This window comes from Streptomyces sp. NPDC058671, assembly GCF_042716475.1.
In the GTDB taxonomy this organism is placed as follows: Bacteria; Actinomycetota; Actinomycetes; order Streptomycetales; family Streptomycetaceae; genus Streptomyces.
The window spans coordinates 126,202-146,912 of record NZ_JBHXSA010000014.1 but is presented as its reverse complement, the minus strand read 5'-3'; the positions used below and the strand labels follow the sequence as shown (position 1 = coordinate 146,912).

Here is a 20,711-nt window from a genome sequence, read left to right as displayed (position 1 = left end):
ATTCCACCCCCGTTCTACCCGGGCCAGGTTTACCACCCGCACCCGAACCTCGGGGGCCCTGGCTTGGAACCCCCCGAACCCCCACCCGTCGGGGTGGGGCGGGGCCGGTGGCCCCCGCCCCCCGCCCCTCCCGTCGTACCCGGCCACTACGGTCGAGCCATGCCCTCGACCCCACCTGACTGCACCCGCTGGTTCACGCCGGAAGGCGCCGGCCCGCCCCAGGACGGACGGAACGCCGTCGCCACCGTGACGGAGCTGGGTGAGCTCGGCCTGCCCACCGGACGGCTCGTGGCCTGCGACCCCATCGTCCACCTCGGGGACGACGACGCGAGGCCCGACCCCTTCACCGTCACGGTCCCGCCCGGCCGCTATCCGGTCCAGACCGCCGTGGTCGACGTCGAGCACCCCTTTCCGCACCGCGTGATCGCCGCCGCACGTCTGATCATCCGGGACACCCCGGTGGTCCGCTGGGAGCCCGCCGCGGTCCCCGGCCAGGACCCCGCCGACCTCGCCGGCTACGGCGTGGACGCCGGCGTGGGCTGCTTCTACGACGCGGCCGCCCACCACTCCTTCCCCGGCACCCAGGACGAGGAGGGCGTCGTCTGGGAGACGATGGACAGCAGCCCGCCCGGGCCGACGGCCTTCCTCGCCGAGGGTGAGGACGGCCACACCGTCGCCGTCTTCGACTCCGGCTGGGGCGACGGCTCCTATCCGACCTGGATCGGGCGTGACGCCGACGGCGAGGCCGCCTGCTTCGTCACCGACTTCCGCGTCTTCCGCTTCGCCCCCGCCTGACCCGCCCCGGCGGTACGGTCGAGCCATGACCATCCGCGCGATCCTCTGGGACGTCGACGACACGATCTTCGACTACGCCCGCGCCGACCACATCGGCATGAGCGCGCACCTGACGGCCGAGGGCCTGGCGGACGGATTCGACTCCGTCGACCAGGCCCTCCACCGCTGGCGGGAGCTGACCGCGATCCACTGGCGCCGCTTCGAAGCCGGCGGTGTCGACTTCCAGGAGCAGCGCAGGGAGCGGGTCCGGGACTTCCTGACGGCGCCCGCGCTCACCGCCGCCGAGGCCGACGACTGGTTCGAGCGGTACGTCTCCCACTACGAGGCGGCCTGGGAGCTCTTCCCCGACGCCGTGCCCGTCCTCGACCTCCTTGCCGATGACTACCGTCACGGCATCCTGTCGAACAGCAGCCTCCACAACCAGGACCGCAAGCTCCGGGTCCTGGGCGTACGCGACCGTTTCGAGGCCGTCCTGTGCGCGGCCGAACTGGGCGTGGCCAAGCCGTCCCCGGAGGCCTTCCACGCCGCCTGCACCGCCCTTGACCTGCGTCCTGGCGAGGTGGCGTACGTGGGGGACCAGCCCGACATCGACGCGCGCGGTGCGGTGGAGGCGGGGCTGCGGGGCATCTGGCTGGACCGCGCGGGCACCGGCGGCCGACCCGAGCTGAACCGGATCACCGACCTCCGCCAGCTCCCGGGCCTGCTCCGCGGGGATACCCGTTTTGGAGCGCAGTCCACCTTCGGGTAATGTTCTTCCTGCGCCGAGGGGAACAAGCCGAAAGGCAAGAACCCGGAAAGCGCAAGCCGAGCAAGATCCCCTGGTGGGGACTTTGCCCCGGTGGCCTATGGTGTAATTGGCAGCACGACGGTTTCTGGTTCCGTTAGTCTTGGTTCGAGTCCAGGTAGGCCAGCTCGCAGAGCTCATCTGCACATCGTGGATCACATCCACAAAGCCCCCGTTGTGTAGCGGCCTAGCACGCCGCCCTCTCAAGGCGGTAGCGCCGGTTCGAATCCGGTCGGGGGTACAGATCCATCCTGTAGATCACCTGGGTAGCTCCCGGTGGATCTGTGGTGACATCACCCGGTTCCGGCCGGGTGGGATCGCTAGGGCCCCCGTTGTGTAGCGGCCTAGCACGCCGCCCTCTCAAGGCGGTAGCGCCGGTTCGAATCCGGTCGGGGGTACGGTGTAACCACCATGGCCTATGGTGTAATTGGCAACACTACGGTTTCTGGTACCGTCATTCTTGGTTCGAGTCCAGGTAGGCCAGCTCGCAGAGCTCATCTGCATCGCGGATCTGATCCGCAGGGCCCCCGTTGTGTAGCGGCCTAGCACGCCGCCCTCTCAAGGCGGTAGCGCCGGTTCGAATCCGGTCGGGGGTACAAGACGAAGAAGCCCTTCCCTTCGGGGGAGGGCTTTTCGCTGTTCGGCGCGGGAACGCACAACTCCGGCCCACCGCTGCGGCGTTGAAGCGGTGGGCCGGGACGAACGGAACAGAGGGAGAAGGAGCGTCAGCCGGTGCGGCGGAGGGCCTCGGAGAGGCGGGCGGCCGCGTCGATGACCGCCTGGGCGTGCATGCGCCCCGGGTGGCGCGTCAGACGCTCGATGGGACCGGACACCGACACGGCGGCCACCACGCGGTTCGACGGGCCGCGCACGGGCGCGGAGACGGACGCGACACCGGGCTCCCGCTCGCCGATCGACTGGGCCCAGCCGCGGCGCCGCACGCCCGAGAGGGCCGTCGCCGTGAAGCGGGCGCCCTGGAGGCCGCGGTGCAGCCGCTCGGGCTCCTCCCAGGCCATCAGGATCTGCGCGGACGAGCCGGCCTTCATCGTCAGCGTCGAGCCGACCGGGACGGTGTCCCGCAGACCCGAGAGCCGCTCGGCGGCCGCCACGCAGATGCGCATGTCACCCTGACGCCGGTAGAGCTGGGCGCTCTCGCCGGTGACGTCGCGCAGATGCGTCAGAACCGGGCCCGCGGTCGCGAGCAGGCGGTCCTCGCCGGCCGCGGCGGCGAGCTCCGCCAGGCGCGGTCCGAGGATGAACCGGCCCTGCATGTCACGCGCCACCATCCGGTGGTGTTCCAGTGCCACGGCGAGACGATGTGCCGTGGGTCGTGCGAGTCCCGTCGCCGCGACCAGTCCTGCGAGGGTGGCCGGACCGGACTCCAGGGCGCTCAGGACAAGGGCTGCCTTGTCGAGAACGCCTACGCCGCTAGAGTTGTCCATGCAACGATATTCACGTCTCACTCTGTGAAACGCAAGTTCAATTTCCTGCGGAACTTGTCACTCTGGTGAGGCGGCCGCACAACGGCCCGCGAAACGGGTCTCTAGTTGTGCCGGCGTAGACGTCGGCCGGAGGGAAAGCGATGGGTAGGACACTGGCGGAGAAGGTCTGGGACGACCACGTCGTCCGGCGCGCCGAGGGCGAGCCCGACCTCCTCTTCATCGATCTGCACCTGCTGCACGAGGTGACCAGCCCCCAGGCCTTCGACGGCCTGCGCCAGAACGGCCGGCCGGTACGGCGCCTCGACCTCACCATCGCCACCGAGGACCACAACACCCCGACCCTCGACATCGACAAGCCCATCGCGGACCCCGTCTCCCGCGCGCAGCTGGAGACCCTGCGTAAGAACTGTGCCGAGTTCGGCGTCCGGCTGCACCCGCTGGGCGACGTCGAGCAGGGCGTCGTCCACGTCGTGGGGCCGCAGCTGGGCCTGACCCAGCCCGGCACCACCGTGGTCTGCGGCGACTCGCACACCTCCACGCACGGCGCCTTCGGCGCTCTCGCGTTCGGCATCGGCACCAGCCAGGTCGAGCACGTGCTCGCCACCCAGACGCTGCCGCTGGCCCGCCCGAAGACCATGGCCATCACGATCGACGGCGAGCTGCCCGAGGACGTCACCGCCAAGGACCTGATCCTGGCGATCATCGCCAAGATCGGCACCGGCGGCGGTCAGGGCTACATCCTGGAGTACCGCGGCTCCGCCATCGAGAAGCTCTCGATGGAGGCCCGGATGACCATCTGCAACATGTCGATCGAGGCCGGCGCCCGCGCGGGCATGATCGCCCCCGACGAGACCACCTTCGCCTACCTCAAGGGCCGTGACCACGCCCCCGAGGGCGAGGACTGGGACGCCGCCGTCGCGTACTGGAGCACCCTGAAGTCCGACGAGGACGCGGTCTTCGACGCCGAGGTCGTCATCGACGCCTCCGCGCTGGCCCCGTTCGTCACCTGGGGCACCAACCCGGCCCAGGGCGCGCCGCTTTCGGCGAGCGTCCCCGACCCCGCTTCGTACGAAGACGCTTCGGAGCGCCTCGCCGCCGAAAAGGCCCTGGAGTACATGGGGTTGACCGCCGGGCAGCCGCTGCGCGACATCAAGGTCGACACCGTCTTCGTAGGCTCCTGCACCAACGGCCGCATCGAGGACCTGCGCAACGCGGCCGGTCTGCTGGACGGCCGCAAGGTCGCCGACGGGGTCCGCATGCTGGTGGTCCCCGGCTCGGTCCGGGTCGCCCTGCAGGCCGTCGAGGAGGGCCTGGACAAGGTCTTCAAGGAGGCCGGGGCCGAATGGCGGCACGCGGGATGCTCGATGTGTCTGGGCATGAACCCCGACCAACTGGCGCCGGGTGAGCGCTCCGCGTCCACCTCCAACCGCAACTTCGAGGGTCGGCAGGGCAAGGGCGGCCGGACTCACCTGGTCTCGCCCCAGGTCGCCGCCGCCACCGCCGTCCTGGGCCATCTGGCCTCCCCGGCCGATCTGTCCGACGTCGCCACCACCGCGGGGGTCTGAGGAACCATGGAAGCTTTCACCACGCACACCGGCCGGGCCGTCCCGCTGCGCCGCAGCAACGTCGACACCGACCAGATCATCCCGGCGCACTGGCTGAAGAAGGTCACCCGCGACGGCTTCGAGGACGGCCTCTTCGAGGCCTGGCGCAAGGACCCGGAGTTCGTCCTCAACCGCCCCGAGCGGCAGGGCGCCTCGGTCCTGGTCGCCGGCCCCGACTTCGGTACCGGATCCTCCCGTGAGCACGCCGTCTGGGCGCTCCAGAACTACGGTTTCCAGGCGGTCGTCTCCGCCCGCTTCGCCGACATCTTCCGCGGCAACTCGCTGAAGAACGGCCTGCTCACCGTCGTCCTGCCGCAGGAGACGGTGGACAGGCTCTGGGAGCTGACCGAGGCGGACCCGACCGCCGAGGTCACCGTCGACCTGGAGCGGCGCAAGGTCCTGGCCGCCGGGATCGACGCCGACTTCGAGCTCGACGAGAACGCCCGCTGGCGGCTCCTGAACGGCCTCGACGACATCAGCCTCACCCTTCAGAACGAAGGCGACATCGCGGCGTACGAGAGGGCCCGACCGGCCCACAAGCCCCGTACAATTACGGCCTGAGCAGCGCTTTTCCACGACTGCGCCCCCCACCGCCCGGTGGGGGGCGCAGTCGCTTGTTGAGACCCCGTCGGGCGACAACTCGCCCTAGATGGCACAATCGGTGCATGGAACGCGACAGCCAACTCGACCTCTACGAGTCAGTCGCCGCCCGATTGAAGGAAGCGCACACAAGAGTGCGCTCACTGCAAGTCCCGGAGGGCGTAAGGATGGCGCTGTCCCGGAAGCTGCTGGTCGTGACGGCCGCGGCGAAGCACGATCTCAAGGACGCGGCAGCGCGTCTGGACCGGTTGATGAAGGACCTCGACGAGGGCCGATTCCCAGAGGACGACTGACACCGAGAACTCCGCAGCGGATCTTCCGCGTTGCGGCACTAGGGTGATTAGACCGTTTCGTGTTTGATTTGCGGTATATACATGCCTAACGTGCGAAAAAGCTTGAACACTTTCGTTCTGGCAATGTCTCCGAAGGGGAAGACGTGAACAAGGCGCAGCTCGTAGAAGCGATTGCCGACAAGATGGGCGGTCGCCAGCAGGCCGCCGAAGCCGTCGACCACGTGCTCGACGCCATCGTGCGTGCCGTGGTCGGTGGCGACCGGGTCTCTGTGACGGGTTTCGGCTCGTTCGAGAAGGTCGACCGCCCGGCCCGCTACGCCCGCAACCCGCAGACGGGTGAGCGGGTGCGGGTCAAGAAGACCTCGGTTCCCCGCTTCCGTGCCGGTCAGGGCTTCAAGGACCTGGTCAGCGGCTCGAAGAAGCTCCCCAAGGGAGGCGAGGTCTCCGTCAAGAAGGCGCCCAAGGGCTCCCTCACCGGTGGTGCCGCCTCCGCGACGGTGAAGAAGGCCGCCGCGAAGAAGGCCACCACCGCCAAGAAGGCCGCCGCGAAGAAGGCGACCCCGGCGCGGAAGACCACCACGGCGACCGCCACCAAGGCGACCCCCGCGAAGAAGACCACCACCACGTCGGCCGCCAAGAAGGCGAGCACCGCCAAGAAGACGACCACGACCCCCGCGAAGAAGACCGCGAACGGGGCCGCCAAGAAGGCCACCACGGCCGCCGCCGCCAAGAAGGCGACCAAGGCCACGGCCAAGAAGACCGCCCCGGCCGCGAAGAAGGCCACGGCGACGAAGGCGCCCGCCAAGAAGACGACGGCGCGCAAGACGACCGCCAAGAAGACCGCCGCCAAGAAGTAGGACCAGCGGACGGCACCCGCCGGGCCGGGCTCCCCCCAGGGAGCCCGGCCCGCGGCGCGTCCGGACCCGTGACGAAGGGCCGCTAGAAGGTCTGGAGCGTCACCAGGGTGATCCGCGCGCCGGCCCCGGACGTGCCGGGCTCCACCTCGATCCGCACCCGCTGCCCCGGCCGCAGCAGCCGCAGCCCGCCCGCCTCGAAGGCCTCCGCCCCGAACTCCACGGGGGTGCCGTCGTCGAGCAGCACACTGCCGCTGCGGGTCTCGGGGTCGTACGTGAACGCGGTCGCCTGCATGGACCGCACCCTATCCGGCCGCCGACAGCCACCGGGCGGCCGTCCGCGGGCCGAGCCCCAGCGCCTCCGCAGCCACGAGATCCTCGCCGGTGTCGACGTCCCGGCGTACGGAATCCACCCCGGCGAGCATGATTTCCACCGCCCCCGAAGACAAATGCCGGAGCCTCGACGCGCCCCCGAATGCCGGTTCCAATTCCACCCCCGGAGCCGCCGAGAGGAATGTCGTACCTATTTCGGCGGCATCCGCGAGAAATGCTCGCGGAAATTTCCGGGCCGTGTCGAGGACCCGGCCCAGCTCCTCGGGCCGCAGCGCCGGCAGATCCGCGTTGAGCGCCGCCACGCGCGCGTACGGCCGGCCGGCCCGCACGGCGCGGACCCCGTGCGCGAGCGCCGCGTTGAGCCCCGCCGCCGGGGCGTCCGGCACGATGCGCGCCCCCAGGGCGGCCAGGACCGAGGCGGCCGTGGGGTCGTCGGTGACGACCACCACATCCCGTACCCGCGCGCAGTTCAGCACCGCCCCCACGGTGTCCTCGGCGAACGCCAGCGCGAGCCGGGGGCGCAGCCGGGCGCCGGCGGCGGCGGCCAGTCGGCTCTTCGCCAGGGCGAGGGGCTTCAGGGGAACGACCAGGGACCAGTCGTCATCCATGTCCGTACGCATCGGGTGCCTCTGGTGCCTCGGGTTCGTCGGGGGGCCATTCTGTCCCGCCCACGCGTTCTGCCGGAGGGCCCGGGGCGTACGGTGTCACTCGACAGACCAGGAGCACGGGGCGACACTTGACCCTCTGCCAGCCAGTCCCGGAGAAAGGTGTCCGAGTGCCCCGCCGCAGAATCGGCTTCTGGTACCGCCTCGCGGCGGTCATCGCCAAACCCCCCCTGGTGGTTCTGTTCAGGCGGGACTGGCGCGGTATGGAGCACATTCCGGCTGACGGCGGATTCATCACCGCGGTCAACCACAACTCCTACCTGGACCCCCTGTCGTACGCGCACTACCAGTACAACACCGGCCGCGTCCCGCGGCTCCTCGCCAAGGCGGCCCTCTTCAAGGCCCCCTTCGTCGGCATGATGCTGCGCGGCACCGGCCAGATCCCCGTCTACCGCGAGACGACGAACGCGCTCGACGCGTTCCGCGCCGCCGTCGACGCCATCGAGCGCGGCGAGTGCGTCGCCTTCTACCCCGAGGGCACCCTGACCCGGGACCCCGACATGTGGCCCATGGCGGGCAAGACCGGTGCCGCGCGCGTCGCGCTGCTCACCAAGGTCCCCGTCATCCCGGTGGCCCAGTGGGGCGCCAACCTGGCGATGCCGCCGTACGCCAAGGAGAAGAAGCTCAGGCTGTTCCCCCGCAAGACGCTGATCGTGCAGGCCGGTCCGCCCGTCGACCTCTCCCGCTTCCACGGCCTCGAGCCGACGCCCGAGGTGCTCCGCGAGGCGACCGAGGCCATCATGGCCGCCATCACCGTCCTCCTGGAGCAGATCCGCGGCGAGCAGGCGCCCGCCGAACCGTACGACCACCGCAAGGCCCGTCTCCAGCAGCGGCGCAAGGCGGCAGAGGGGGGCACGAAGTGACCAGGGCAGCGGTCTTCGGCAACGGATCCTGGGGCACCGCCTTCGCGATGGTGCTCGCCGACGCGGGGTGCGAGGTGAGCCTCTGGGGCCGCCGCGCCGAACTCGCCAAGGAGATCAACGCCACCCGGACCAACCCCGACTACCTGCCGGGGGTCGAACTCCCCGCCGCGGTCACGGCCACCGCCGACCCGGCGGAGGCCGCCCACGACGCGGACTTCACCGTCCTCGTCGTGCCCTCGCAGACCCTCCGCGGCAACCTCGCCGCCTGGGCTCCGATGCTGGCGCCCGACACCGTGCTCGTCTCCCTCATGAAGGGCGTCGAACTCGGCACCGCCAAGCGGATGAGCGAGGTCATCACCGAGGTCGCCGACGTGCCCGCCGAGCGCGTGGCCGTCCTCACCGGCCCCAACCTGGCCAAGGAGATCGCCGCCCGGCAGCCCGCCGCCGCCGTCGTCGCCTGCGTCGACGAGACGGTCGCCCAGCGGATCCAGACGGCCTGCCTGACCCCGTACTTCCGCCCGTACACCAACACCGACGTGGTGGGCTGCGAGCTCGGCGGCGCGGTCAAGAACGTCATCGGGCTCGCCGTCGGCATCGCCAACGGCATGGGCCTCGGCGACAACTCCAAGGCCACGCTCATCACCCGAGGCCTCGCCGAGACCACCCGGCTCGGCCTCGCCATGGGCGCCGACCCGCTCACCTTCTCCGGCCTCGCCGGCCTCGGCGACCTCGTCGCCACCTGCACCTCACCGCTCTCCAGGAACAACACCTTCGGCACCAACCTCGGCCGCGGGATGACCCTCCAGGAGACCATCGCGGCCACCAAGCAGACCGCCGAGGGCGTCAAGTCCTGCGAGTCGGTGCTGGATCTGGGCCGCCGCCACGGTGTCGACATGCCCATCACCGAGACGGTCGTCTCGATCGTCCACGAGGGCAAGCCGCCGATCGTCGCCCTCAAGGAGCTGATGTCGCGCAGCGCGAAGCCCGAGCGCCACTGAGCGGCCCCTCGGCGCTGGGCCGTACGCGCGCGGCGGCAGCGGGGCGCACGGCCGTTCGGGACGCGCAAGGTACGCTCATCGCGATATGAGCGAGAACACCCAGAGCCCCCGCAAGCCGCGCGTGGCCGTCGTCTTCGGCGGACGCAGCTCCGAGCACGCCATCTCCGTCGTCACGGCGGGCGCCGTCCTGAGCGCCATCGACCGGGACAAGTACGACGTGCTGCCCATCGGCATCACGACGGACGGGCGCTGGGCGCTCACCGCCGACGCCCCCGAGCGCATGGCCATCACCGACCGCGCCCTCCCGAACGTCGCCGACCTGGCCGAGTCCGCGGAGGGCGGCGTCGTCCTCTCCGTCGACCCCGCCAACCGCGAGGTCGTCCTCACCGAGCCCGGCGCCGTGCCCAAGGCCCTGGGTGAGGTCGACGTGGTCTTCCCGATGCTCCACGGCCCGTACGGCGAGGACGGCACCCTCCAGGGCCTCCTGGAGCTCTCCGGCGTCCCCTACGTCGGCGCGGGCGTCCTCGCCTCCGCCGTCGGCCAGGACAAGGAGTACATGAAGCGGGTCTTCGAATCCTTCGGTCTTCCGGTCGGCCCGTACGTCGTCATCCGGCCGGGCGAGTGGGGGCGGACCCCCGGTGGGGACGGAGGCGTCGCCGCCCGCAAGAAGATCGTCGAGTTCGCCGCCGACCACGGCTGGCCGCTCTTCGTGAAGCCGGCCCGCGGCGGTTCGTCGATGGGCATCACCAAGGTCGACGACCTCTCCGGCCTGGACGAGGCCATCGAGGAGGCACGCCGCCACGACCCCAAGATCCTGGTCGAGTCGCTGCTGCGCGGCCGTGAGATCGAGTGCGGCGTCCTGGAGTTCGAGGACGGCCCCCGCGCCAGCGTGCCGGCCGAGATCCCGCCGGTCACCGACCACGACTTCTACGACTTCGAGGCCAAGTACATCGACTCGGCCTCCGGCATCGTGCCCGCCCCGATCGGAGACGAGGCCACCGCCGAGGTGCAGCGCCTCGCCGTCGCCGCCTACGAGGCCGTCTCCTGCGAGGGCCTGGTCCGCGCCGACTTCTTCCTCACCGAGGACGGCGACTTCGTCATCAACGAGATCAACACCATGCCGGGCTTCACGCCCATCTCCATGTACCCGCGGATGTGGCAGGAGAGCGGCGTCGGCTACTCCGAGCTCGTCGACCGGCTCATCCAGGCCGCGCTGAACCGCTCCACGGGCCTGCGCTGACCGGAGCCGACCCGGGAAGACCGTGCCCCGCCTCTCAGAGGCTCGGCGGCACGGTCTTCCGCACGGAGGCGGCGAGATCGGCGAGGGGCGTCACATCGTGCGCGTACCGCTCGTCGAGCGTCACCTCGATGTACGCCTTGCGGTACGTGGAGGTGAGACGGGGCCCGCTGCCCTGCGGGCGTTCCACCATCCAGTTCACCCCGTCCGCCTCGATGCCCTGGGTCTTCGGATCGCTCATCTTTCCGGGCCGGGGCACTCCGCAGCGCAGTACGATCGCACCGTCACCCCATCCGGCGGTCAGCTCGGAGCCGGGCTCCGGGTCACTGCGTTCCCACCCCGCCACGGTGTCGGGAAGCTCCTTCGCCAAGGCCTGGCAGAAGGCGGCCTCCGCCGCCGGGGGAGTGGGAACCTCGACGGACGCCGCGGCGTCCGTCGAGGAACAGCCGGCGGCGGCCAGCAGGAGGACGGCGGCCGCCACGGCGGCGGGCAGGCCGAGGGGCCGGTGCGAAGACATCACCGGCCAAGCGTAGACGGGGGCTACAGATGAACGACCGGGCAGGTGAGGGTGCGCGTGATGCCGTCCACTTGCTGGACCTTGGCGACCACCATGCGGCCGAGGTCGTCGACCGTGTCCGCCTGCGCGCGCACGATCACGTCGTACGGGCCGGTCACGTCCTCGGCCTGGAGCACCCCCGGGATCTTGGAGATGGTGTCGGCGACGATCGACGCCTTGCCCACCTCGGTCTGGATGAGGATGTACGCCTGAACCACGGAACCTCCAGGGCGACCACGAGGATCTTGTGGGAGAAAGGGACGCCACGGTACCGCGTCGCCGCGGGCCACGGGGAGACCCGCGCGTCCCGGGGTGCTGCCGGGGTGGCGTACGCAGGACAGAAGTTGACGGTCTACTTGACGGTACCCAGCACGGTGACGGCCCGCGACCCGCGGCGCGCGACGACGCGCACCCGCCCGCCGGCCGGCACGAAGACACGAGGTGAGGCGCGGTGAAGGGCACAGTCGGAGAGCTGGGCGAGTTCGGGCTCATCAGAGAGCTCACGTCCCGGCTCACCTCCACCCCGGCGGTACGGGTCGGGCCCGGTGACGACGCCGCGGTCGTCTCCGCCCCCGACCGGCGCGTGGTGGCCAGCACGGACATCCTCCTCGAAGGACGTCACTTCCGGCGCGACTGGTCGACGGCGTACGACGTCGGCCGCAAGGCCGCGGCGCAGAACCTCGCCGACATCGCCGCCATGGGCGCGGTCCCGACCGCGCTCCTCCTCGGCCTCGTCGTCCCCGCCGAACTCCCCGTCACCTGGGCCACCGAACTCATGGACGGCCTCCGCGACGAATGTCAGGTCGCGGGCGCAGCGGTCGTCGGCGGCGACGTCGTCCGCGGCGACACGATCATGGTCTCCATCACCGCCCTCGGCGACCTCCGCAACCACGACCCGGTCACCCGGGGCGGCGCCCAGCCCGGCGACGTCGTCGCCTACACCGGCTGGCTCGGCTGGTCCGCCGCCGGGTACGCGGTCCTCTCCCGCGGCTTCCGCTCCCCGCGCGCCTTCGTCGAGGCCCACCGCAGGCCCGAACCGCCGTACCACGCGGGTCCCGCCGCCGCCGGACTCGGCGCCACCGCCATGTGCGACGTCAGCGACGGCCTCATCGCCGACCTCGGCCACATCGCGGAGGCCAGCAAGGTCCGCATCGACCTGCGCTCCGGGCTCATCGACATCCCCACCCAGATGAACGACATCGGCCAGGCCGTCGGCGTCGACCCCATGCAGTGGGTGCTCACCGGGGGAGAGGACCACGCCATCGTGGCCACCTTCCCGCCGGACGTGAAGCTCCCCGCCCGCTGGAAGGTCATCGGGGAGGTCCTCCACCCCTCGGCGCTGCCGCAGGTCACCGTGGACGGCGCCCCCTGGCACACCGTGGGCGGCTGGGACCACTTCGGGGAGACCGAGTGACCTCCCGGCCCCCGCTGGTGCTCACCGTCGCCGGATCCGACTCCGGCGGCGGCGCCGGCGTCCAGGCCGACCTGAAGACGATGCTCGCGCTCGGCGTCCACGGCATGAGCGTGCTCACCGCCGTCACCGCCCAGAACTCGCGCGGTGTCCAGGGCGTCTGGGAGCTGCCGGTGGAGGCCGTCCGCGCCCAGTACCGGGCCGTCGTCGACGACATCGGCGTCCAGGCCGTGAAGACCGGCATGCTCGCCACGGCGGCGCTCGTGGAGACCGTCGCCGACCTGCTCGCCGACACCGACGCCCCGGTGGTCGTCGACCCGGTCGGCGTCTCCAAGCACGGGGACCCGCTGCTCGCCGAGAGCGCGCTCGGCTCCGTAAGGGAGAGGCTGCTGCCCCGGGCGACCGTCGCCACGCCCAACCTGGACGAGGTGGCGCAGCTCACAGGCGTCCACGTCGTCCACGAGAGCGACATGCGGACGGCGGCCGAGGCGATCCTGTCGTACGGGCCGCGCTGGGCCCTGATCAAGGGCGGGCACCTGCCCACCGGCGCCGAGGCCGTCGACCTGCTCACGGACGGCGCCGAGGAGCACTGGCTGCGCGCCCCGCGCCACGACAACCGGCACACCCACGGGACGGGCTGCACGCTCGCCTCGGCGATCGCGGCCGGGCTCGCCGGGGGACTCGCGGTACCGGAGGCCGTACGGCAGGCCAAGACGTACGTGACCGGGGCCATCGGAGCCGGGTTCGCCCTGGGCGCGGGCATCGGCCCGGTCGACCACGGCTGGCGGTTCAGGACCTGACGGCCCCGGGGCCGCCGGGGGCCGCTCCGGGTCCGGGCACGGCAAAAGGCCGGTTCACCTAGGTGAACCGGCCTTTCAAGGCAACCGCAGGGGCTGCGCTACGACAGAACGTCGCGATTAGCGCGAGACCTTGCCGGCCTTGATGCACGAGGTGCAGACGTTGAGCCGCTTCGGCGTCCGACCGACCACGGCACGCACGCGCTGGATGTTCGGGTTCCAGCGACGGGACGTACGGCGGTGCGAGTGCGAAATGTTGTTGCCGAAGCCCGGCCCCTTGCCGCAGACGTCGCAGTTGGCAGCCACGGGTCACTCCAAAAGCTTCAGGATTTACAGTGAATTCCGGCGCACCGGAATCAGGAGTCTGAAGTGGCTTGCCGGGGGACGGCCCGGTGTGAACCGGGCAACCGAAGCAGCATACAACGCCTGCCTCGGTGGAACGAAACTACCACGATCCGCTCGGCCCCCCTCCCGGGCCCTGGTCACGGGCGGGACACGCCGGGTCTACCCTGCGGTGAGCTCACCGCCCAAGGAGGACCCCGTTGTCGCGAGCCCTTCAGCCGTTCGAGGAACTCGTCGAGCTCGACGCGGAAGCGGTCAGGTCCTGGTGCGCGCGGACCCTGGTCGCGCTCGGCCGGGAACGCGAGGAGATCGACGCGATCAACGTCTACCCCGTGGCCGACGGGGACACCGGCACCAATCTGTACCTGACGGCGGAAGCCGCCCACCAGGCCGTCGAGGCCGTCTTCGCCGCCTCCGCGCCCGACACCGCCGAGACCGTACGGGCCATGGCGCACGGCGCCCTCCTCGGAGCCCGTGGCAACTCCGGGACCATCCTCTCCCAGCTCCTGCGCGGCATGGCCGGGGTGCTCGCCGAGGGCTGTGACGGTGATCACCTCGCCCGCGCCCTCGCCGAGGCCGCGAGCGCGGCCCGACGAGCCGTCGCCCACCCCGTGGAGGGCACCATCCTCACGGTGGCCACGGCCGCGGCCGTGGCCTGCGCGGCCGGCGGGGGACTCGTGGAGGTGGCCGGGAAGGCCCACGACGGTGCCAGGACCGCCCTCGCCGCCACCTCGGGGCAGCTCGCCGTCCTCGAACGCGCCGGAGTCGTCGACGCGGGCGGCCGGGGCCTGGTCACCGTCCTCGGCGCCCTCCTGGAGACCGTCACCGGCCAGGCCCCGCCCCCGCCGGACACCGCCGCCGTCCCGTACGCCCCCCGCGAGGAGTGCCCCACCGAGGGCGGGCCCGCCTACGAGGTCATCTACCTCCTGGAGGCCGGGGAAGCCGCCGTGGAACTGCTGCGCGGCCGGCTCGACGCCCTGGGGGAGTCCCTCGTCGTCGTCGGCGGCGACGGACTGTGGAACGTCCATGTGCACGTCGACGACGCGGGCGCCGCCGTCGAGGCCGGCGTCGAGGCCGGCCGGCCGCACCGCATCCGGATCACCCACTTCGCGGCCGACACGGCCGCCACCGACGGCCGCGGCGAGCGCGCCCAACGCGCCGTCGTCGCCGTCGTCCCCGGCGAGGGACTCGCCGGGCTCTGCGCCGAGGCCGGCGCGACCACCGTACGGACCAAGCCCGGCGAACCGCCCGCGGGCGACGAACTCCTCGACGCGATCCGACGGGCCCACGCCCGCGAGGTCGTCCTCCTGCCCAACGACAGCGACCTGCGCCGGACGGCCGTCGCCGCCGCCGAACGCGCGAGGGCCGAAGGCATCCGCGTCGCCCTCATCCCGACCCGGGCCGCCGTCCAGGGCATCGCCGCCCTCGCCGTCCACGAACCCGACCGGCGCTTCGACGAGGACGTCGTCGCCATGACGGCCGCCGCCGGCGCCACCCGCTACGCCGAACTCGCCGTCGCCGAGCACCAGTCCTTCACCTCCGCCGGCGTCTGCCAGGCGGGCGACGTCCTCGGCCTCATCGAGGGCGACGTCGCCGTCATCGGCCAGGACCTCACCGAGACGGCCCGCACGGTCCTCGACCGGATGCTGTCCGCCGGCGGCGAACTCGTCACCCTCGTCGTCGCCGACGACGCCCCGCCCGGACTCGCCCCCGACCTGGAACGGCACGTCAGGCGCGGCTACCTGGCCGTCGACACCACCACGTACCACGCGGGCGCGGGGGCCCCACCGCTGCTCATCGGCGTCGAATGACCCCGACTGTCGGTCCCGTGGTGTGCAATGGAACGCGTGCCCGCGCTCGACGAACCACTCAAGAAGTCCCTCGGCCCCGCCACCGCCAAGGTCATGGCCGAGGCCCTCGACCTGCACACGGTCGGTGACCTGCTCCACCACTACCCCCGCCGGTACGCCGAGCGGGGGGAACTGACCACCCTCTCCGACCTGCCGCTCGACGAGCACGTCACCGTGGTCGCCCAGGTCGCCGACGCCCGCGTGCTCACCTTCAACGGCTCCAAGGGACGCGGTCAGCGCCTCGAAGTGACCATCACCGACGGCAGCGGCCGCCTCCAGCTGGTCTTCTTCGGCAAGGGCGTGCACAAGCCGCACAAGGACCTGCTGCCGGGCACCCGGGCGATGTTCGCCGGCAAGGTCTCGCTCTTCAACCGGCGCCTCCAGCTCGCCCACCCGTCGTACGAACTCCTCCGCGGCGACAGCGAGGAGGCGGTGGACACCTGGGCCGGTGCCCTCATCCCGATCTACCCGGCCACCACCAAACTGGAGTCCTGGAAGCTCGCCAAGGCCGTCGACGCCGTCCTGCCCAGCGTCGTCGACGCCGTCGACCCGCTCCCCGACGCCCTCCGCGAAGGACGCGGCCTGGCCGAACTCCCCGAAGCCCTGCGGCTGATCCACCGGCCCCGCACCAAGGCCGACGTCGCCACCGCGCGCGAGCGGCTCAAGTGGGACGAGGCCTTCGTCCTCCAGGTCGCCCTCGCCCGCCGTAGGCACGCCGACACCCAACTCCCCGCCGTCGCCCGGCGCCCCGCCCCCGACGGCATCCTCGACGCCTTCGACGCCAAGCTCCCCTTCACCCTCACCGACGGCCAGCAGAAGGTCTCCAAGGAGATCTTCGACGATCTCGCCACCGACCACCCCATGCACCGCCTCCTCCAGGGCGAGGTCGGCAGCGGCAAGACCATGGTCGCCCTGCGCGCCATGCTCGCCGTCGTCGACTCCGGGGGACAGGCCGCCATGCTCGCCCCCACCGAGGTCCTCGCCCAGCAGCACCACCGCTCCATCACCGAGATGATGGGCGAACTCGCCGAAGGGGGGATGCTCGGCGGCGCCGAGCGGGCCACCAAGGTCGTGCTGCTCACCGGCTCCATGGGCGCCGCCGCCCGCCGGCAGGCCCTTCTCGACCTGGTCACCGGGGAGGCCGGCCTCGTCATCGGCACGCACGCCCTGATCGAGGACAAGGTCCAGTTCCACGACCTGGGCCTGGTCGTGGTCGACGAGCAGCACCGCTTCGGCGTCGAGCAGCGCGACGCCCTCCGAGGCAAGGGCAGGCAGCCCCCGCACCTCCTCGTGATGACCGCCACGCCCATCCCGCGCACGGTCGCCATGACGGTCTTCGGCGACCTGGAGACCTCCGTGCTCGACCAGCTGCCCGCCGGCCGCTCCCCGATCGCCAGCCATGTCGTCCCCGCCGCCGACAAACCGCACTTCCTCGCGCGCGCGTGGGAGCGGGTCCGCGAGGAGGTCGAGAAGGGACACCAGGCGTACGTGGTCTGCCCGCGCATCGGTGACGAGGAGGACCAGAAGAAGAAGTCCGGGGCGTCCGCCGAGGACCAGGCCGAGAAGCGCCCTCCCCTCGCCGTCCTGGACGTCGCCGAGAAGCTCCGCACGGGTCCCCTCACCGGGCTCCGGATCGCCGTCCTGCACGGCAGGATGCACCCCGACGACAAGGACGACGTGATGCGCCGCTTCGCCGCGGGCGAGCTCGACGTCCTCGTCGCCACCACCGTCATCGAGGTCGGCGTCAACGTCCCCAACGCCACCGCCATGGTGATCATGGATGCCGACCGCTTCGGCGTCTCCCAGCTCCACCAGCTCCGCGGCCGCGTCGGCCGGGGCTCCGCCCCCGGCCTCTGCCTCCTCGTCAGCGAGATGCCGGAGGCGACCCCCGCCCGCCAGCGCCTCGCCGCCGTCGCCGCCACCCTCGACGGCTTCGAACTCTCCCGCATCGACCTCGAACAGCGGCGGGAGGGCGACGTCCTCGGCCAGGCCCAGTCCGGCGTCCGCTCCTCCCTGCGGGTACTCACCGTCATCGACGACGAGGAGGTCATCACCGCCGCCCGCGAGGAGGCCACCGCCGTCGTCCTCGCCGACCCCGACCTCACCGCCCACCCCGGACTGCGCACCGCGCTCGACGCGCTGCTCGACAAGGACCGGGAGGAGTACCTGGAGAAGGGCTGACCGACACGGCGGGGACGCCGGTCATATCCTGAGACGTACGCACTGGACGACCGCAGGACGAGGACACCGATGACCCGCGTGATCGCCGGCACCGCCGGCGGGCGCCGCCTGGCCGTGCCGCCCGGCAACGGCACCCGCCCCACATCCGACCGCGCGCGCGAGGGCCTCTTCTCCACCTGGGAGGCGTTCCACGGCCTCGCCGGGGCGCGCGTCGCCGACCTGTACGCGGGCTCCGGGGCCGTAGGCCTCGAAGCGCTCTCCCGCGGCGCCGCCCACGCCCTGCTCGTCGAGGCGGACCCGCGCGCCGCGAAGACGATCCGGGACAACGTCCGGTCGATCGGCCTGCCCGGCGCCGAACTCCGTACCGGCAAAGCGGAGCAGATCGTGACGGGACCGGCGCCGGCCGACCCGTACGACCTGGTCTTCCTCGATCCACCGTACGCCGTCGGGGACGACGATCTTCGCGAGATACTCCTCACACTCCGCTCAGGGGGCTGGCTCACGGACGACGCTCTCGTCACCGTGGAGCGCAGCACCAGAGGCGGGGAATTCGGCTGGCCGGCCGGTTTCGCACCATTGCGGGCCCGTCGTTACGGCGAGGGAACGTTTTGGTACGGTCGCGCCGCCTCTACGTGCGAAGACGCACGATGACCGGACCGGAGAGCGAGGGACCCACGTTGCGCCGCGCCGTCTGTCCGGGGTCATTCGACCCCATCACCAACGGACACCTCGACATCATCGCCCGCGCCTCCAAGCTGTACGACGTCGTACACGTCGCGGTGATGATCAACCAGTCGAAGAAGGGCCTCTTCACGGTCGACGAGCGGATCGAGCTGATCCGCGAGGTGACCGCCGACCTCGGCAACGTCCAGGTGGAGTCGTTCCACGGGCTGCTCGTCGACTTCTGCAAGCAGCGTGACATCCCCGCCATCGTCAAGGGGCTGCGCGCGGTCAGCGACTTCGACTACGAACTGCAGATGGCCCAGATGAACAACGGCCTCACGGGCGTGGAGACCCTGTTCGTCCCCACCAACCCGACGTACAGCTTCCTCTCCTCCTCGCTGGTCAAGGAGGTCGCCGCCTGGGGCGGCGACGTCTCGCACCTCGTGCCCCCGACCGTCCTTCCCCGGCTGGCCGAGCGGCTGGCGCGGAAGTGACGCGTGGCCACCCCCGCTGACGCTCCGTCATCAGGTGTCGGACGGGCGCCGACTGCCCTTACAGTCGTCCCGTCCGTCTCCATCCAGCTGTAGAGAGTGGCGAGCACCCGGTGGACGTACAGAAGAAGCTCGACGAGATCGTCGCGACCGTGCAGGGCGCCCGCTCCATGCCCATGTCGGCATCCTGCGTGGTCAACCGGGCCGAGCTGCTCGCCCTGCTCGAAGAGGTACGGGAGGCCCTGCCCGGCTCCCTCGCCCAGGCGCAGGAGCTGATCGGCGGCCGCGAGCAGCTGGTCGAGCAGGCCCGCCACGAGGCGGAGCGGATCATCGAGGCCGCCCACGCCGAGCGGGGCTCGATCGTCTCCGACACCCAGGTCGCCCGGCAGTCGCAGGAGGAGGCCGACCGCATCCTCGCCGAGGCCCGCCGGGAGGCCGAGGAGGTCCGCGCGGAGGCCGACGACTACGTCGACTCCAAGCTCGCCAACTTCGAGGTCGTCCTCAACAAGACGATCGGCTCCGTCGACCGGGGCCGCGAGAAGCTCCTCGGCCGCGGTCCCGGACTCGACCAGGACGGGTACGCCGACCCGGACGCCCCGGAGTACAGCTCCGACCCGGGCACCCTGATCCACCGGGCCGACGAGTACGTCGACGCCAAGCTCGGCGCCTTCGAGGCCGTGCTGAGCAAGACCCTGGAGGCCGTGGGGCGGGGCCGGCAGAAGCTGCACGGCCGGATCGCCTCCGACGCCCTGGGCGAGCACATGGCCGCCCAGGACGGCCTCGGCGGCACCGTGCACACCAGCGACGCCGACTACCTGGCCGGGCTCGCGGAGCTCTCCGACCCCGAGCCGGTCCAGATCCCGGTCCAGCAGCAGCCCCAGCAGCCCCAGGCCGACCCGTACGCGGCGTACCAGCAGGTCCAGCAGCAGCCCGACCCGTACGCCGCCTACCAGCAGGTCCAGCAGCAGGACCCCTACGCGTACCAGCAGCCGCAGCAGGCCGATCCGTACGGCTACCAGCAGCAGGACCCCTACGCGTACCAGCAGCAGCCCGTCCCGCCGCAGCAACAGCCCGTCCAGCCGCAGACCGCCGCGCTCGACGAGACCAGTTTCTTCGACACCGGCATGATCGACCTGGAGCAGCTGCGCCGGTACGAACAGGGGCACTAGGCCCGGATTGGGTCCTGGGCGAAGCGTCCAGTATCCTGGCTCTTCGGTCGCGCGTATCTCCGCGATCCCCGCTGCCCACGTTCCGGCAGCCTCCTCACGATGCGAAACGATCCGAAAGCAGGAAGAGCCCTGAGCACGCGCCTCGACCACCGCAACCCCCTCGTGTTCGACACACACGAGCTGGGGCGGCGTCCTGGTGCCCTCCAGAAGCTCTCCCGCTCGGTCGAGGCCCCCAGGGACCTGGGCGTCGAAGGAGTGATCGGAGTGCCCGAGGGCGCTCCGGTGGACATCGATCTCCGTCTTGAGTCGGTCATGGAAGGGGTGCTCGTCACAGGCACCGCCCGTGCATCGGCCGAGGGGGAGTGCGTAAGGTGTCTGGAGCCCGTCGAGCTGGAGCTCGACGTGGACTTCCAGGAGATGTTCTCGTACCCCGACTCCGACGACCGGAGCCGCTCCAGGGCGGCCGCGGACGACGAAGCCGAGGAAGACGAGGACATGATCCCCCTCGAGGACGGCATGTTCGACCTCGAACCCGTGCTGCGTGATGCGGTGGTGCTCGCACTGCCGATGCAGCCGGTGTGCCGGGAGGACTGTGCAGGCCTGTGTTCCCAGTGCGGAACCAACCTGAACGAGAACCCGGACCACCACCACGACGTCGCCGACATTCGGTGGGCGGCACTGCAGGGACTCGCCGGTTCGCTGGGAACCGATGAGAAGGACAACATGAGCGGCAAGGCCTCTGACGGGGACGTCCGAAGCGCCGCCGAGAAGCAGGAGAAGTAG

The 20,711-nt window shown here is 71.3% G+C and carries 23 protein-coding genes and 5 tRNA genes; 22 read left to right on the top strand and 6 right to left on the bottom strand.

Annotation, left to right across the window (positions count from 1 at the left end; translation table 11 throughout):
- Nucleotides 1-159: 159 nt before the first annotated feature.
- From ACFWV2_RS19335 to ACFWV2_RS19305, 7 genes are all read left to right on the top strand, one after another.
- A complete protein-coding gene (locus ACFWV2_RS19335; protein WP_384406210.1) occupies nt 160-795 on the top strand; it encodes a DUF4241 domain-containing protein in 636 nt (211 codons plus the stop codon).
- A gap of 25 nt (nt 796-820) precedes the next feature.
- Nucleotides 821-1,543 carry an HAD family hydrolase gene (locus ACFWV2_RS19330; RefSeq protein WP_384406209.1) on the top strand — a complete coding sequence of 241 codons (723 nt, stop codon included), beginning with the start codon at nt 821-823 and terminating at the stop codon, nt 1,541-1,543.
- Nucleotides 1,544-1,634: 91 nt separating this feature from the next.
- A tRNA-Gln gene (locus ACFWV2_RS19325) sits at nt 1,635-1,706 on the top strand.
- Nucleotides 1,707-1,747: 41 nt separating this feature from the next.
- A tRNA-Glu gene (locus tag ACFWV2_RS19320) sits at nt 1,748-1,820 on the top strand.
- A gap of 84 nt (nt 1,821-1,904) precedes the next feature.
- Nucleotides 1,905-1,977 (top strand) — tRNA-Glu (locus tag ACFWV2_RS19315).
- Between the two features lie 14 nt (nt 1,978-1,991).
- Nucleotides 1,992-2,063, top strand: a tRNA-Gln gene (locus tag ACFWV2_RS19310).
- Nucleotides 2,064-2,102: 39 nt separating this feature from the next.
- Nucleotides 2,103-2,175 (top strand) — tRNA-Glu (locus tag ACFWV2_RS19305).
- A gap of 129 nt (nt 2,176-2,304) precedes the next feature.
- Here ACFWV2_RS19305 and ndgR read toward each other — a convergent pair.
- The gene (ndgR, locus tag ACFWV2_RS19300; protein ID WP_015036427.1) at nt 2,305-3,021 is read right to left on the bottom strand and encodes an IclR family transcriptional regulator NdgR; all 717 of its coding nucleotides are present in this window, start codon (nt 3,019-3,021) and stop codon (nt 2,305-2,307) included.
- 140 nt (nt 3,022-3,161) lie between these two features.
- On the opposite strand from ndgR, the gene leuC reads away from it, so the two are divergent.
- The 4 genes from leuC (at nt 3,162) to ACFWV2_RS19280 (ending at nt 6,375) form a co-directional block, all read left to right on the top strand.
- Nucleotides 3,162-4,586 (top strand): 3-isopropylmalate dehydratase large subunit, encoded by a 1,425-nt coding sequence (gene leuC / locus ACFWV2_RS19295; RefSeq protein WP_360794567.1) that lies wholly within the window; start codon nt 3,162-3,164, stop codon nt 4,584-4,586.
- Nucleotides 4,587-4,592: 6 nt separating this feature from the next.
- Complete coding sequence (gene leuD / locus ACFWV2_RS19290; protein WP_384406208.1) at nt 4,593-5,186, top strand: 3-isopropylmalate dehydratase small subunit; 594 nt, start codon at nt 4,593-4,595, stop codon at nt 5,184-5,186.
- 104 nt (nt 5,187-5,290) lie between these two features.
- Entirely contained in the window at nt 5,291-5,518 is a 228-nt protein-coding gene (locus ACFWV2_RS19285; protein WP_384406207.1) for a hypothetical protein, read from the top strand.
- 143 nt (nt 5,519-5,661) lie between these two features.
- Nucleotides 5,662-6,375: an HU family DNA-binding protein gene (locus ACFWV2_RS19280; protein WP_384406206.1), complete on the top strand. Its 714-nt coding sequence runs from the start codon at nt 5,662-5,664 to the stop codon at nt 6,373-6,375.
- 82 nt (nt 6,376-6,457) lie between these two features.
- Here ACFWV2_RS19280 and ACFWV2_RS19275 read toward each other — a convergent pair whose 3' ends face one another.
- Nucleotides 6,458-6,667, bottom strand: a complete 210-nt coding sequence (locus ACFWV2_RS19275; protein ID WP_360794559.1) for a hypothetical protein — start codon at nt 6,665-6,667, stop codon at nt 6,458-6,460.
- A gap of 10 nt (nt 6,668-6,677) precedes the next feature.
- On the bottom strand, nt 6,678-7,325 hold the full coding sequence (gene cofC / locus ACFWV2_RS19270; RefSeq protein ID WP_384406205.1) for a 2-phospho-L-lactate guanylyltransferase: 648 nt from the start codon (nt 7,323-7,325) through the stop codon (nt 6,678-6,680).
- Between the two features lie 155 nt (nt 7,326-7,480).
- Between cofC and ACFWV2_RS19265 the strand changes: the two genes are divergently transcribed.
- The 3 genes from ACFWV2_RS19265 (at nt 7,481) to ACFWV2_RS19255 (ending at nt 10,471) form a co-directional block, all read left to right on the top strand.
- Nucleotides 7,481-8,233: a lysophospholipid acyltransferase family protein gene (locus ACFWV2_RS19265; protein ID WP_384406204.1), complete on the top strand. Its 753-nt coding sequence runs from the start codon at nt 7,481-7,483 to the stop codon at nt 8,231-8,233.
- Nucleotides 8,230-9,231: an NAD(P)H-dependent glycerol-3-phosphate dehydrogenase gene (locus tag ACFWV2_RS19260; RefSeq protein ID WP_384406203.1), complete on the top strand. Its 1,002-nt coding sequence runs from the start codon at nt 8,230-8,232 to the stop codon at nt 9,229-9,231. Before ACFWV2_RS19265 ends, ACFWV2_RS19260 begins: the two co-directional genes overlap by 4 nt.
- Before the next feature lie 85 nt (nt 9,232-9,316).
- The gene (locus tag ACFWV2_RS19255) at nt 9,317-10,471 is read left to right on the top strand and encodes a D-alanine--D-alanine ligase family protein (RefSeq protein WP_384406202.1); all 1,155 of its coding nucleotides are present in this window, start codon (nt 9,317-9,319) and stop codon (nt 10,469-10,471) included.
- Nucleotides 10,472-10,505: 34 nt separating this feature from the next.
- Here ACFWV2_RS19255 and ACFWV2_RS19250 read toward each other — a convergent pair whose 3' ends face one another.
- Both ACFWV2_RS19250 and ACFWV2_RS19245 read right to left on the bottom strand, forming a co-directional pair.
- Nucleotides 10,506-10,985 (bottom strand): DUF3515 domain-containing protein, encoded by a 480-nt coding sequence (locus ACFWV2_RS19250; protein WP_384406252.1) that lies wholly within the window; start codon nt 10,983-10,985, stop codon nt 10,506-10,508.
- A 23-nt stretch (nt 10,986-11,008) separates the two neighbouring features.
- Nucleotides 11,009-11,242, bottom strand: a complete 234-nt coding sequence (locus ACFWV2_RS19245) for an Lrp/AsnC family transcriptional regulator (RefSeq protein ID WP_030551081.1) — start codon at nt 11,240-11,242, stop codon at nt 11,009-11,011.
- Between the two features lie 233 nt (nt 11,243-11,475).
- On the opposite strand from ACFWV2_RS19245, the gene ACFWV2_RS19240 reads away from it, so the two are divergent.
- Nucleotides 11,476-12,438 (top strand): thiamine-phosphate kinase, encoded by a 963-nt coding sequence (locus ACFWV2_RS19240; RefSeq protein ID WP_360794547.1) that lies wholly within the window; start codon nt 11,476-11,478, stop codon nt 12,436-12,438.
- Nucleotides 12,435-13,235 carry a bifunctional hydroxymethylpyrimidine kinase/phosphomethylpyrimidine kinase gene (thiD, locus tag ACFWV2_RS19235; RefSeq protein ID WP_384406201.1) on the top strand — a complete coding sequence of 267 codons (801 nt, stop codon included), beginning with the start codon at nt 12,435-12,437 and terminating at the stop codon, nt 13,233-13,235. Before ACFWV2_RS19240 ends, thiD begins: the two co-directional genes overlap by 4 nt.
- A gap of 117 nt (nt 13,236-13,352) precedes the next feature.
- Here thiD and rpmB read toward each other — a convergent pair whose 3' ends face one another.
- Complete coding sequence (gene rpmB / locus ACFWV2_RS19230) at nt 13,353-13,538, bottom strand: 50S ribosomal protein L28 (protein ID WP_003957616.1); 186 nt, start codon at nt 13,536-13,538, stop codon at nt 13,353-13,355.
- 236 nt (nt 13,539-13,774) lie between these two features.
- On the opposite strand from rpmB, the gene ACFWV2_RS19225 reads away from it, so the two are divergent.
- From ACFWV2_RS19225 to ACFWV2_RS19200, 6 genes are all read left to right on the top strand, one after another.
- Nucleotides 13,775-15,385, top strand: a complete 1,611-nt coding sequence (locus tag ACFWV2_RS19225) for a DAK2 domain-containing protein (protein WP_384406200.1) — start codon at nt 13,775-13,777, stop codon at nt 15,383-15,385.
- Nucleotides 15,386-15,412: 27 nt separating this feature from the next.
- The gene (gene recG, locus ACFWV2_RS19220) at nt 15,413-17,605 is read left to right on the top strand and encodes an ATP-dependent DNA helicase RecG (protein ID WP_384406199.1); all 2,193 of its coding nucleotides are present in this window, start codon (nt 15,413-15,415) and stop codon (nt 17,603-17,605) included.
- A 69-nt stretch (nt 17,606-17,674) separates the two neighbouring features.
- Entirely contained in the window at nt 17,675-18,256 is a 582-nt protein-coding gene (rsmD, locus tag ACFWV2_RS19215; protein ID WP_360794539.1) for a 16S rRNA (guanine(966)-N(2))-methyltransferase RsmD, read from the top strand.
- Nucleotides 18,257-18,282: 26 nt separating this feature from the next.
- Entirely contained in the window at nt 18,283-18,762 is a 480-nt protein-coding gene (gene coaD / locus ACFWV2_RS19210) for a pantetheine-phosphate adenylyltransferase (protein ID WP_360794591.1), read from the top strand.
- 110 nt (nt 18,763-18,872) lie between these two features.
- Nucleotides 18,873-19,928, top strand: a complete 1,056-nt coding sequence (locus ACFWV2_RS19205) for an ATP synthase F0 subunit B (RefSeq protein WP_384406198.1) — start codon at nt 18,873-18,875, stop codon at nt 19,926-19,928.
- Nucleotides 19,929-20,027: 99 nt separating this feature from the next.
- A complete protein-coding gene (locus tag ACFWV2_RS19200) occupies nt 20,028-20,711 on the top strand; it encodes a YceD family protein (RefSeq protein ID WP_384406197.1) in 684 nt (227 codons plus the stop codon).

What these genes read in the sequence shown, in the direction of transcription:
- ACFWV2_RS19335 (WP_384406210.1), top strand. Translation starts at nt 160, where the DNA reads ATGCCCTCGACCCCACCTGACTGCACCCGCTGGTTCACGCCGGAAGGC.
- ACFWV2_RS19330 (WP_384406209.1), top strand. Translation starts at nt 821, where the DNA reads ATGACCATCCGCGCGATCCTCTGGGACGTCGACGACACGATCTTCGAC.
- ndgR (WP_015036427.1), bottom strand. Translation starts at nt 3,021, where the DNA reads ATGGACAACTCTAGCGGCGTAGGCGTTCTCGACAAGGCAGCCCTTGTC.
- leuC (WP_360794567.1), top strand. Translation starts at nt 3,162, where the DNA reads ATGGGTAGGACACTGGCGGAGAAGGTCTGGGACGACCACGTCGTCCGG.
- leuD (WP_384406208.1), top strand. Translation starts at nt 4,593, where the DNA reads ATGGAAGCTTTCACCACGCACACCGGCCGGGCCGTCCCGCTGCGCCGC.
- ACFWV2_RS19285 (WP_384406207.1), top strand. Translation starts at nt 5,291, where the DNA reads ATGGAACGCGACAGCCAACTCGACCTCTACGAGTCAGTCGCCGCCCGA.
- ACFWV2_RS19275 (WP_360794559.1), bottom strand. Translation starts at nt 6,667, where the DNA reads ATGCAGGCGACCGCGTTCACGTACGACCCCGAGACCCGCAGCGGCAGT.
- cofC (WP_384406205.1), bottom strand. Translation starts at nt 7,325, where the DNA reads ATGCGTACGGACATGGATGACGACTGGTCCCTGGTCGTTCCCCTGAAG.
- ACFWV2_RS19255 (WP_384406202.1), top strand. Translation starts at nt 9,317, where the DNA reads ATGAGCGAGAACACCCAGAGCCCCCGCAAGCCGCGCGTGGCCGTCGTC.
- ACFWV2_RS19250 (WP_384406252.1), bottom strand. Translation starts at nt 10,985, where the DNA reads ATGTCTTCGCACCGGCCCCTCGGCCTGCCCGCCGCCGTGGCGGCCGCC.
- recG (WP_384406199.1), top strand. Translation starts at nt 15,413, where the DNA reads ATGGAACGCGTGCCCGCGCTCGACGAACCACTCAAGAAGTCCCTCGGC.
- rsmD (WP_360794539.1), top strand. Translation starts at nt 17,675, where the DNA reads ATGACCCGCGTGATCGCCGGCACCGCCGGCGGGCGCCGCCTGGCCGTG.
- ACFWV2_RS19200 (WP_384406197.1), top strand. Translation starts at nt 20,028, where the DNA reads ATGCGAAACGATCCGAAAGCAGGAAGAGCCCTGAGCACGCGCCTCGAC.